This window comes from Streptomyces sp. NPDC046727 (assembly GCF_040645635.1).
In the GTDB taxonomy this organism is placed as follows: Bacteria; Actinomycetota; Actinomycetes; order Streptomycetales; family Streptomycetaceae; genus Streptomyces.
In genome coordinates this window covers 18,408-30,221 of sequence record NZ_JBEYYR010000010.1, presented here as the reverse complement: position 1 = coordinate 30,221, position 11,814 = coordinate 18,408, and the positions used below count along the sequence as shown (strand labels likewise).

The window sequence follows — 11,814 nt, the reverse complement described above, 5'->3', positions numbered from 1 at the left end:
CCCTGCCCGCTTCACCCACGCCACAGAAGAGAGCCGACGAATGAAGAGCAGCATGCGCAGAGACAGCATCCGCGGCAGAGGCCGCCGCGCCGCCCTGGCCGTCGCCCTGGGCTCCGTCCTCGCCCTGACCGCCACCGCCTGCGGCGACGACGGCAGCGGCAGCGCCGGGGACAAGGGGAACGAGGGATCCGGCAAGGGCACGATCACCTTCTGGGACAACAACGGCGGTGTCCGCACCGACATCTGGAAGCAGATCATCGCCGACTTCGAGAACAAGTACCCGGACATCAAGGTCAAGTACGTCGGCATCCCGGCGGCCGGCGCCCAGTCCAAGTACGACACCGCCATCCAGGGCGGCGGTCTGCCGGACGTCGGCGGCGTGGGCACCGCGATGCTCGCCGAGGTCGGGGCACAGGGCGCGCTGGAGCCGCTGGACAGCCGGCTGCGGAAGAGCTCGCTGAACGGAAAGCTGAGCCAGAACCTGATCGACGTCAGCAAGGCGGCGGGCGGCGGGGACACGCTGTACCAGGTGCCGACCTCCGCGAACAACGGCACGCTGTGGTACCGGACCGACCTGTTCAAGAAGGCCGGCCTGGACGCGCCGACCACCTGGTCGAAGTTCTACGAGGCCGCCGGCAAGCTCACGGACAAGGGAAAGAACCAGTTCGGCTTCACCATCCGCGGCGGCGAGGGCGCCATCGCGCCGGCCCTCGACGCGGTGTACGGCCAGACCGGGATCACGTCGTTCTGGAACGGCGACAAGACCACCGTCAACGATCCCAAGAACGTGGCCGCTCTGGAGAAGTACGTCGCGCTCTACAAGAAGGACACCCCGTCCGCCGACGTGAACAACGACTTCACCAAGATGGTCGCCCAGTGGGACAGCGGCACGATCGGCATGCTGAGCCACAACCTGGGCTCGTACCAGGACCACCTGAAGGCGCTGGGCAAGGACAGGTTCCGGGGCATTCCGAACCCCACGCTGGACGACGGCACCCGGGTGCAGGTCTCCAACCCGGTGGACGGGCTGAGCCTGTTCAAGTCGAGCAGGAACAAGGCGGCCGCCTGGAAGTTCATCGAGTTCGCCGTCTCCGCCGAGGAGAACTCCAAGTTCAACCGGGCGGCGGGGCAGGTCCCGGCGAACACCGACGCGGCCGAGGACGCGTGGATCCAGCAGGCCGAGCCGACGAAGCTGGCGGCCGAGGCGCTGAACGGGGGCGACACGAAGATCGTGCAGCTGCCCTACTACCTGCCCGACTGGAACACGATCTCCAAGGCGGACAACGAGCCGAACTTCCAGAAGGTGCTGCTCGGGAAGATGAGCGCGAAGGAGTTCCTGGACCTGCTGGCCGACCAGCTCAATGCTGCGCAGGCGGACTGGAAGAAGAACCACTGAGAGATCTGAAAGGCACAGGTTGTGTCCCTCACGCGCAGACAAGTCGCGTCCGCCGCGATTGCCGCCGTTCCCCTGGCCGGCCGCTCCCGCCGGGAGCCGCGCACCCTCTACATCGCCGGTGATTCGACGGCCGCCCAGAAATACGCCGACGCCGCTCCCGAGACCGGGTGGGGAACGGCGATTCCCTTCTTCCTCCGGAAGGAGACGAGAGTCGCCAACCACGCCGTGAACGGGCGGAGTTCGAAGAGCTTCGTCGAGGAAGGGCGGCTCGACGCGATCCTCGCCGAGATCCGGCCCGGCGACTTCCTGGTCATCCAGTTCGCGCACAACGACGAGAAGAGCACCGACCCGGCCCGCTACACCGAGCCCTGGACGACGTACCAGCGGTATCTGCGGCTGTACATCGACGGGGCCCGCGCGCGTGGCGCCCGGCCCGTCCTCGCCACGCCCGTCGAGCGCCGCAGGTTCGACGCCGGCGGCAACGCCCTGCCGACCCACGGCGACTACCCGGCAGCCATGCGCGCGCTCGCCGAGGCGGAGCGTGTCGCGCTGCTCGACATCGAGGCGCTGTCGCTCGCGGTGTGGCAGCGGCTCGGGGTGGAGGAGACGAAGACGTACTTCAACTGGACGGACACCGAGCAGGACAACACCCATTTCAATCCGCCGGGGGCCATCGCCGTGGCCCGGCTCGTGGCGCGGGAGCTGCTGCGCACCCGGGTGCTGGCCCGGCACGACGTCATCCGGCTGCACGAGGACATACCCGCCTCCTGGATCACCTGGCCACCCGCATAGCTGAGGAGACCCGCACAATGCGTACACGGAAATGTCATGGACGCGTCGTGACTGCCCTGGTGGGCGGCACGGCCCTCGCCCTCGCCGTCACCGGCACCGCTTCCGCCCGGCCCGCCCACCGCCCCGCGCTCGACCGGCAGGTACTGCCCGCCCAGGACGGCTGGGCGGCGTACGGCACCGGGACGACCGGCGGGGCCGCCGCCGACGCCGCGCACGTGTACACCGTCACCACCTGGGAGCAGTTCAAGGCCGCCCTCGCGGACGGCGGCAGCGCGCCGAAGATCGTCCGGGTGCAGGGCACGATCGACGCCGACGGGCCGGGCTGCGACTCGTTCGCCGTGCCCGGATACGACTTCGCCACCTATCTGAAGACCTACGACCCGGCGGTGTGGGGCCGTGCCAGGAACCTCGACGGCGAGCCCGACGACAGCCCCGAGGGCCTGCGCCGCGCGTCCGCCGCGCACCAGGACGCCTTCGTCAAGGCCACCGTCCCCGCCGACACCACGATCGTCGGCGTCGGCAGGGACGCAGGCTTCAAGGGCGCCAGCCTCCAGATCAAGGGCGTCGACAACGTCATCGTCCGCAACCTGACCTTCGAGAGCCCCCTCGACTGCTTCCCGCAGTGGGACCCGACCGACACCGCCGACGGCAACTGGAACTCCGAGTACGACAGCGCCGTCGTCCACGGGTCGACCCATGTGTGGATGGACCACGACACGTTCACGGACGGGGAGCACCCGGACAGCACCCTGCCGTCGTACTACGGCCGGATCTACGAACAGCACGACGGCGAGCTGGACATCGTCAAGGGCGCCGACTACGTCACCGCCTCCTGGAACGTCTTCGAGGACCACGACAAGACGATCCTCATCGGCAACAGCGACGGCGCGTCCACGGCCGCCGTCGACCGCGGGCATCTGAAGGTCACCTTCCACCACAACCTGTTCCGGAACCTGGTCGAGCGCGCCCCCCGCGTCCGCTTCGGGCAGGTGGACTCGTACAACAACCACTTCGTCGCGGGCACCGGCTACTCCTACAGCTACGGCGTCGGCATGGAGTCCCAGCTGGTCGCCGAGCACAACGCGTTCACCCTGCCGGCGGGCGTGAAGGCCGGTTCGGTCCTGAAGAAGTGGAAGGAGGCGCCGGTCACCGTCGGCGACAACTACGTCAACGGCGCGCCGACCGACCTCATCGCCGTGCACAACGCGGAAGTGCCCGGCGAGATCCTCCAGTCCGGGGCCGGCTGGACGCCGGTCCTGCGGACCGGGGTGGACCGGCCGCAGTCCGTCCCCGGCATCGTCGACCACTGCGCGGGCGCCGGCCGGCTGCGCTGACACGAGGGGGCCGAGCCCCCGGCCCCCTCCTCACCCGAAGGAGTACAGCCGTGCCCCTCTCCAGACGGGGTTTCCTCACCGCGAGCACCGCCGCCGCGCTCGCCCTGACGTCCGCCCCCGCACACGCCCTCGCACGCCCGTTCGGCCGCTACGGCTCCCCGGCCCGCCGCCTCACCCCCGGCACCCTCTACGTCGACCCGCACGGCCGCGGCGACTTCACCACCGTCCAGGCCGCGGTGACCGCCGCCACCGGCACCGGCCGGACCCTGGTCATCGCCCCCGGCACCTACCGGGAGACGGTCGCGGTCGACGTCAGCCGTACGGAGGCGACCTGGATCGGCGCCTCCGAGAACCCCCGGGACGTCGTGATCGTCCACGACAACGCGGCCGGCACCCCCAAGCCCGGCGGCGGCACCTACGGCACCACCGGATCGGCCACCACGACCGTACAGGCCGACGGGTTCACCGCCTGCTGGATCACCTTCGCCAACGACTGGCTGCGCGCCGACCACCCGGACATCACCGGCACCCAGGCCGTCGCCGTCAAGGTTCAGGGCGACCGCAGCGCCTTCCTGCACTGCCGCTTCCTCGGCCACCAGGACACCCTGTACGCCGACTCCATGGCCCTCGGCGCCTTCGCCCGCCAGTACTACGCCCACTGCTACGCCGAGGGCGACGTCGACTTCGTCTTCGGCCGGGCCACCGCCGTCTACGAGCACTGCCACTTCCGCACCCTGGACCGGACGGACCTGGCCGCGGCGCCCTACGGGTTCGTCTTCGCGCCCTCCACGGCCGTCGCCAACCCGCGCGGCTACCTCGTCACCCGCAGCCGTGTCACCAGCGAGGCCCCGGACGCCTTCTACAAGCTGGCCCGCCCCTGGGTGCCCGGCTCCGACCCCACCGCCCGCCCGATGCTCACCGTCCGCGACACCTGGCTCGGCCCCGGCATCGACGCGGCCGCCCCCTACACCGACATGTCGGCGACCCACCCCTGGCAGAACCAGCGCTTCGCCGAGTACCGCGACACCGGTCCCGGCGCGGTCGTCACCGTCCCGGAGAACCGCCCCCAGCTGACCGACGCCCAGGCCGTGTCGGCGACCAGGGCGGCCTGGCTCGGGGACTGGACGCCGTGGGAGGAGTGCTGATGCTCCGCAGACGCACACTCCTCGGAGGACTCGTCGGCGGCGCCCTGGCGCTCGGCACCCCGGACGCCTTCGCCCGCGACCACCGCCGGGTCCTGCACATCCGCCCCGGCGACTCCGTCCAGGCCGCCGTGGACGCCGTCACCGGCCCCGGCTGGACGCTCCTGCTGCACCCGGGGACGTACCGCGAAGTGGTCAACGTGCCGGTGGACAAGCGCGAGTTGACCCTGAGGGGGGTCACGGGCGACCCCCGTGACGTGGTCATCGTGTACGACAATGCCAACGGCACGTGGAAGCCGGACGGTTCGGGCACGTACGGCACCGCCGGCTCGGCCACCTTCAGCTCGGCCGCCCCCGGACTGAGCCTCCGCGACCTCACCCTCGCCAACGACTGGCTGCGCGCCGACCACCCCGACATCACCGGCACCCAGGCCGTCGCCGCCTGCCTCACCGGCGACCGCACCCGCGCCGAGAACGTCCGGTTCCTCGCCCACCAGGACACCCTGTTCACGGACACCACGGCCCTGGACGCCTTCGACCGGCAGTACTTCCAGCACTGCCACATCGAGGGGGACGTGGACTTCGTCTTCGGCCGGGCGACGGCGGTGTTCGACCGCTGCCGCTTCCACACGCTTCCGAGGGACGTGGACTTCACCCCGAAGGGCATGGTGTTCGCGCCGTCCACCGCCCGGGCCAACCCGCACGGCATGCTCGCCGTGCGCTGCCGGTTCACCTCCGGCGCCCAGGACGGGGCGTACAAGCTGGCCCGGCCGTGGGTGCCGTCGTACGAGACCACCGCCTGGCCCGCCCTGGTCGTCCGGGACAGCGTGATCGGCCCCGGCATCGACGCCGTGGCCCCCTACACCAACATGCGCGACGCCTACCCCTGGCAGTCCATGCGCTTCGGGGAGTACCGCAACACCGGCCCGGGCGCGGTGATCACCGTCCCCGCGAACCGCCCCCAGCTCACCCCGGCCGAGGCCGCGCAGCACACCCCGGCGGCCTACCTCGGCGGCTGGAACCCCCGCTGATCCGCTCATCCCGATCCGACGAAAGGACCCGCACGTACCGGACTCGGCCTGCCGACCACTGGAACGTCTCCCGCCTCACCTTCCAGAACTTCCCGGACAGCGCGGTCGTCTGCCAGTCCTGCACCGGCACCAAGAGTTCGGCTCGGGCACCGGCAACCTGATCACCGGAGCGTGCCTGTTCAACAACTCCGCCGCCTGGGACAACGCCCGCAACGGCTTCACCGAGAACTCCAACACCGGCGCGATCGTCATCAACCGCACGACCGCCTACGCCAACGCCAAGTGGGGCCACTACTTCGCCACCAGCGCGTCCCGCCTCGGCAAGAGCCTGGCCGCCGGCAACGGCAGCGGGCCGGTCACCAAGGAGACTGACGGCCGGACGACGACACCCGCCCGGTGCCTCACTGCACCGACACGGTGACACGGTCCGGATCCGGGAGTGCTGTCGGAGCGGTGTCGCCGTACCAGGCGAACTCAAGGGCGGAAAGCCTTCCGCCGCTCACCCAGACGAGCAGTTCGCCGAAGAGTTCCCCGGCGTCGTCCGTGACCGTGCCGGTGGCCGGGACGACGCCGTCCTCGACCGGGGCGCTCGGGGTCCCGGACGGCACCTCCAGGTCGACACTCGGCGACTCGTCCGCCCAGTGATGCGTGACGCGAACCTCCGCGACCTGGCTTCTGAGCTCCCGGGCGCCGGGGAATTCCGCCGAGAGAAGTTTGCTCAGGACACGCTGTTCGCCGGAGACCGCCGACGTCACTCCGCGCTGCCCCACATCGCTTCCATATCCTCGCAGCGGACCGTGATGCTTGCGTCGGTGAGTGCGATCTCGTGGACGCAGCCGCCGTCCTCGTCCGGGAGGATTTCGTCGAGCAGCACGGTGTCGACCCGCATCCAGTCGATCGCATGGTGGTACTCGATCGAAAAGCGCCGCACCCCCGTGTAGCTGATACGCAACCCCGACTCGTGCTTGAACGGGTTCGGCGCGAAGTCCAGCACCAGCCGCCCGCTCTTGTCGGTCGCCGGATGGATCCCGGCCAGCTCCAGGTCCTTGACGCACCGGTCGGCGCGGGGGATGTCGTAGTGCCCCGGCTCGGAGACGAAGGCCCAGGCGCCCGGCGGGAGTACGTCGCGCAGCCGAGGAAGCTCGGCCAGGTAGTCGGAGGGGTCGAGGAAGAATCCGGAGCCGTCCCAGTGGGTTTGGACGAATTCCATGGCCGCTGTCCTCCTCACTCAGAGCGGTCTGCCGGCAGGGCGGTCCCGCGCTTCCCCTGCAGCCGTGAACGGGGATTTGCCCCGTGCCGCCCGGTGCGAGGGGAGCGGAACGCCGTGATTGCCGCGGTGATTCGGCTGTTCACCATCGTGCAAAGGGTTCCTGTGCGGCAATGTCCGGGCAGGCACGGTCAAGTGCGCGCCGGAAGTCGTGGGCCAGTGCCGCCAGCATGTCCTCGACGTCCGGCAGAGAGGCTGTCTCGGTCGCCGGTGCGGGGATCCAGTCGGTCCGGGTCGTGCAGGTCATGGTGACCTGTTCGCCGACCGGGTCGAAGCTGATGACACGTTCGATGCCCTGGCCGTAGAAGTCGATCTGTGCCCGGTCCTTCCGGCCGAGGGCCGCCCTTGCCTGCGGGAGTTGCTCGATGACCGAGGAGAGGTCATAGGAGACGTCCACGGGCCATGCGTCCTGGCCGAACCCCGACACATGGAAGCGGCAGTCCGTCTCGGCCAGAAGCTCACAGGCATCCATGACCAGCGATTCATAGTCCTCGGCAAGATCGAGTTCGTGTGTCACCGGGGTGTCGGAGGTGGGCGGAGACACGGTCATGCGGAATGGCACGGAGCTGCTCACTTCTTCAGGATCGGAAAAGCCGTTTTGTAGGAACCATCGGGTTTGGGGACCAGTCTGGCGTAGTTGGCCTCGACTATCGTTCCGTCCGGCATGATGACCTGTCCCATCCCCGGCGGCAGTTCCACCTCGCGTACCCCTCCGTTGGGGTCGTGGTGTGTCTTCAGGAATTCCAGGGCCTTGTCGTTGTCAAGCCATTGCCCCTGCTGATTTCCCGTGCTGCGTGCCCGGTCGGTAAGGCTTTTCGTGTTCTTCGCGCCGGCTCCGTGCTCGCTGAAGGTGTGGCCGAAGGTCGGCCGGCTGCGCGTGTTCCAGTTGAGGTCATCGGCGGGGATCTTCTTGCACGCCAGCCCGAGCGGGTCGAGCCAAGTGAACGGGTTCGGACCGTATGCGTACGGGTTCGGGTACGGATCGAGACCGAGTGGATCCGCCGAGATGAAGCCTCCGGTCTCCGGGTCGAAATACCGGAAGACGTTGTAGTGGAGGCCGGTTTCGGGGTCCGCGTACTGGCCGGGAAAACGCAGCGGGCAATCCACGGACGCCTCGTCGTCCGGCGGTGCGGGGAACGGCGCCCCCCACACCGTGGTCCGGCGCTGCCATGCCAGGCGACCGTCCGGTGTGACCAGTTCGGTGGGCGTCCCCACGACGTCGGTCACGACGGTGTGGAACCGAGTCCGCTGTCCGGCCGTGGTCTCCTCGGCCAGCCGGGCGAGGAACGAACTCTCCGCCTCGTGCTCTGTCGGTTCGTGGTCGATCTGAGCCACAGGACGGTCGGTGTCCGGAGCGAACTCCCAGGTGGTCACCGTGCCGGCGGGTGTGGTCTGTTCCGCCAGCCGGGTGTCGTCCCAGCAGAAGTCGGTCCGGTCGCACACGGACCCGTCCTCGGCCACACGATGCTTGGAGACCCGGCGTCCGAACGGGTCATAGGCGTAGCACCATCGGTCGCCGTCGGGACCGACCGCCTCGGTCAGCCGGTCCTCCGCGTTCCACGTGTAGGACCAGACGCGCTGCTGACCGTTGAGCAGATTCCGCTTCTTGCAGACAAGGCGGCCCTGGGCGTCGTGCTCGTAGACGGTGTGGCCGGCACGGCGGATCAGGGTGCCGTCGAACTCACGCTCACCGCGGACACCGAGTCCCGGTGAGTCCGCCCGGACCGGATTGCCCGCCGCGTCGTACGCGTAGGTTTCGGCCCAGCCATGGGCACAGACGCCCGTGACCCGGCCCACGGCGTCGAGATCGAAGCGGCGGGTGCCCGACGTCAACTCGCGGATCTCCGTGATGTGGCCGTCGGCGCGGTAGGCATAGCCACGGTGCTGGAGCAGACGGTTCGCCCCCACGGCGCCGGCGAGCACGGTCAGCGACTGCTCGGTCAGCCGGCCGGCCGCACTCCACCGCTGGAGGAGGGTGACGTCGTCCCCGAGCCGTCGCTCGGTCTCGCGACCCGCCGTGTCGTACGAGAAGGTGAGGGTGTGGTCCGCCGTGCGGAGCGCGGTGGCTCGTCCCGTGGCGTCGTACGTCCACTCGGACACCAGCCCGGACGGGGCCGTACGCCGGGTACGACGTCCGAGGGCGTCGTACGCGTAGCTGATCCTGCGGCCGTTGACGGTCTCCGCCACGACCCGGCCCAGCGGGTCCCGTTCCAACGACACCTCGGTGCCGACGTTGGCAGCGTGCGCCAGCCTGCGGTCGGGCCCATAGCTGTACGTGGTGATGCCACCGCCGGCCTCGTCGCGCTGTTCCACCACGCGGCCCGCCGCGTCTCGGGTGAAACAAAGCCTTTCCCCGGCCCCGTTCGTCCGGGAGGTGAGCCGGCCCGTCGCGTCGTGGGTGTACGTGAGCGTGCGGCCGTTGAAGTCCGACTCGGCCGTCAGACGGCCCGCCTCGTCGTAGGTGTAGGTCCAGGTACGGCCCTGCGGGTTGGTGACTCCGGTCAGACGCAGTTCCGTGTCATAGGTGAACGCGTAGTGTGCGCCGTCCGGATCCGTTCGTGTGGCGGGTACGTCGAAATGCGTCACCGTGTGGTGGGTCGTGTTCCCGGCGGGGTCCGTGTGGGTGAGCAGATTGCCCTCTGCGTCCCAGGTCCACGACTCCCGTGTGCCGTCGGCTGATTCACGCCAGGCGGGTCTGCCGTCCGTCGTCCAGCCCAGGCGGGTGGTGTGACCGAGTGGATCGGTCACCTCGGTCACGCGACCGAAGGCGTTCCGGCGGATCGTCGTCGTGTGGCCCAGTTCGTCCGTGAGGGCGACGGGCAGGCCTGCGTCGTCGTGGACGACCGTGCGGGTGTGGCCGAGGGCGTCGGTGATCGTGGTCGGGCGGCCCGCCTCGTCGTGCGTGTACCGGGTCTCGGCCCCCGTGGGATCGACGGTCGAAAGGAGGTTGCCCCGCTCGTCGTAGGCGTGCCGCCAAACCGCGCCGCCCGGCTCGATCACCTCGGTCGGCAGTCCGAGCGCGTTGTACGCGGCCCGGGCCTCCGAGCCGTCCGGCAGGGTGAGTCCGACCAGGTTGCCGGCGTCGTCGTAGGCGCATCGGGTGGTGTGACCCAGGGGGTCGGTGACCGTCAGTGGCTTGTCGCCGTAGTCGTCCCACTCCGTACGGGTGACGTGCCCCAGCGGGTCCGTCTCCTCCACGACCAGGCCTTCGGCGTTGTACCGGTGGACCGAGGTGTGGCCCTGGGAGTCCGTGTACGTCGTGGTGCGGGTGGTGTCGTCGTACGTCAGCGTCCCGGACAGGATGCCGTCGACGCCCTCGGTGCGGGTCACGCGGCCTCGGTCGTCGTAGACGTACGAGAACCAGGTGCCGTTGCGGTCGGTCCAGCGGGTGACGCGGCCCTCGGTGTCGTAGGTGAAGCGGAGGGGTTCGCCGCTGGAGTTGATGACCTCGGTGAGGTTGCCGGAGGTGTCGTAGCCGTAGCGCATGACGACCGTGCCCTCGTCGGGCGCGGCGGACGGGCGGTAGCGGGAGGGCGGCTCGTCCAGCAGGCGCAGGGCCGTGATGCGTGGGCCCTGGGTGTCGACGGCGACGTAGTAGCCGCCGGAGTGGCGGATGGCGAAGGGGATGCCGTCGTCGTCGCGTTCGACGTCGATGCGGTTGCCGTTGCGGTCGCTCCAGGAGTCGAGAGCGAGGTGGAAGACGCCGAAGGTCGTGGAGGGGACGGGGGCGGCGAAGGTCCGCATCACGCCGGTCGCCGGGTCGGTGACCGTCATCGCGCCGTCCGGTTTGCCGTCCCACTCCAGGGGCCAGCGCGGGCCCTTCGCCGGCATGGTCGGCACGCCCGGTTCCGGTACCGGGTAGACCAGGCGCATGCCGTCGGCCGCGGCGAAGACGACGCCCTCGCCGTCGATCTGGAGGCACTCGTCCAGGGTGGAGATCCAGGTCGGGCCGAAGCAGACGCCTCCCCGGTAGGAGGAGAGGTGGGTGCGGGTGAACTCCAGCGGCAGGCTGCCCGGCAGGGTCAGGTCCGTCTGGGGCATCAGCATGGCGCCGGTCGCCACGTCGATCGGCTCGCCGACACAGGGGGTGCGTTCGGCGTTGCGGGCGGCCGGGCCCAGCTCCACCAGGTCGGGGCGGAGGGAGGGCGGGCGCAGCAGCAGCGGGGTGGTGCTGCTGAACCCGCCTTCCATGCTCGCCTTCAGCAAGCCGCCGCCCGCTCCCATCGCGCCGCCGAAGATCATGCCGTCCTTGGCGGCCTGGTTGACCTCGTCCAGGCTGAAGCCCTGCTGCAGCCCGGTCGCGATCTTCAGCGGCTGGGCCACGGCGAGGTCCACCGTGACCGACTCCACGCCGCCGAACGCGGCGGCGACCAGCGTGCCCGCGGCGATCTCGGCGACGGTCGTGGTGACCGCGACGCCCATCGTGGCGCCGAACTCGATAAGCGCCTCGGCCGCCACGGCGGCGGCCCCGGAGGCCAGGCCCGCGGTGAAGAAGGCCAGCGCCACACCGCCCGCGATCACGGCCGCGTCGATGCCGATCTGCGTCCAGAGCTTGTTGATCGCGTCGTCGATGGCGTGGGCGAACTTCTCCAGCGCCTTGGCCATCTCCCGCGAGGACTTGGCCAGGTCGCTCAGCCAGCCGCCGTCCTGGTCCTTGGCGTAGCGACCCCAGAACTTCTCGAACGCCTCGATCGACTCACCGGTGTTGTTGTGGATGATCGAGGACGCGCTGCGGTGCACGGGAGCGCGGACGTCGTCCACCGAATCGGCGAAGGCACGCCAGGCCTTCGCCGCGTCCCGCAGCTTGTCGGAGTCGGCCTCGGGCCACCACAGACCCATCTTGAGAAGGATG

9 protein-coding genes and 1 pseudogene are annotated in these 11,814 nt (G+C 69.9%); 6 read left to right on the top strand and 4 right to left on the bottom strand.

What is annotated here, in order from left to right; translation table 11 throughout:
* Positions 1 to 40 precede the first annotated feature (40 nt).
* From ABZ937_RS14640 to ABZ937_RS14615, 6 genes and pseudogenes are all read left to right on the top strand, one after another.
* On the top strand, positions 41 to 1,396 hold the full coding sequence (locus tag ABZ937_RS14640) for a sugar ABC transporter substrate-binding protein (RefSeq protein ID WP_361691005.1): 1,356 nt from the start codon (positions 41 to 43) through the stop codon (positions 1,394 to 1,396).
* 21 nt (positions 1,397 to 1,417) lie between these two features.
* Positions 1,418 to 2,188 (top strand): rhamnogalacturonan acetylesterase, encoded by a 771-nt coding sequence (locus ABZ937_RS14635; RefSeq protein WP_361691002.1) that lies wholly within the window; start codon positions 1,418 to 1,420, stop codon positions 2,186 to 2,188.
* A 17-nt stretch (positions 2,189 to 2,205) separates the two neighbouring features.
* Positions 2,206 to 3,522 carry a polysaccharide lyase family 1 protein gene (locus ABZ937_RS14630; RefSeq protein ID WP_361690999.1) on the top strand — a complete coding sequence of 439 codons (1,317 nt, stop codon included), beginning with the start codon at positions 2,206 to 2,208 and terminating at the stop codon, positions 3,520 to 3,522.
* A gap of 50 nt (positions 3,523 to 3,572) precedes the next feature.
* Positions 3,573 to 4,667, top strand: a complete 1,095-nt coding sequence (locus tag ABZ937_RS14625) for a pectinesterase family protein (protein ID WP_361690996.1) — start codon at positions 3,573 to 3,575, stop codon at positions 4,665 to 4,667.
* Positions 4,667 to 5,695, top strand: a complete 1,029-nt coding sequence (locus ABZ937_RS14620) for a pectinesterase family protein (RefSeq protein WP_361690993.1) — start codon at positions 4,667 to 4,669, stop codon at positions 5,693 to 5,695. Before ABZ937_RS14625 ends, ABZ937_RS14620 begins: the two co-directional genes overlap by 1 nt.
* A 50-nt stretch (positions 5,696 to 5,745) precedes the next feature.
* A pseudogene (locus ABZ937_RS14615) lies at positions 5,746 to 6,059 on the top strand (hypothetical protein); the annotation flags it as partial.
* Positions 6,060 to 6,096: 37 nt separating this feature from the next.
* Here ABZ937_RS14615 and ABZ937_RS14610 read toward each other — a convergent pair.
* The 4 genes from ABZ937_RS14610 to ABZ937_RS14595 all read right to left on the bottom strand — a co-directional run bounded on the left by ABZ937_RS14610 (position 6,097) and on the right by ABZ937_RS14595 (position 11,801).
* A complete protein-coding gene (locus ABZ937_RS14610; protein ID WP_361690989.1) occupies positions 6,097 to 6,465 on the bottom strand; it encodes a hypothetical protein in 369 nt (122 codons plus the stop codon).
* Positions 6,447 to 6,905: a hypothetical protein gene (locus tag ABZ937_RS14605; protein ID WP_361690986.1), complete on the bottom strand. Its 459-nt coding sequence runs from the start codon at positions 6,903 to 6,905 to the stop codon at positions 6,447 to 6,449. Before ABZ937_RS14605 ends, ABZ937_RS14610 begins: the two co-directional genes overlap by 19 nt.
* Positions 6,906 to 7,044: 139 nt before the next feature.
* Positions 7,045 to 7,536: a hypothetical protein gene (locus tag ABZ937_RS14600; RefSeq protein WP_361690983.1), complete on the bottom strand. Its 492-nt coding sequence runs from the start codon at positions 7,534 to 7,536 to the stop codon at positions 7,045 to 7,047.
* Positions 7,533 to 11,801 (bottom strand): DUF6531 domain-containing protein, encoded by a 4,269-nt coding sequence (locus ABZ937_RS14595; protein ID WP_361690980.1) that lies wholly within the window; start codon positions 11,799 to 11,801, stop codon positions 7,533 to 7,535. The genes ABZ937_RS14600 and ABZ937_RS14595 overlap by 4 nt, the downstream gene beginning before the upstream one ends.
* Positions 11,802 to 11,814 lie beyond the last annotated feature (13 nt).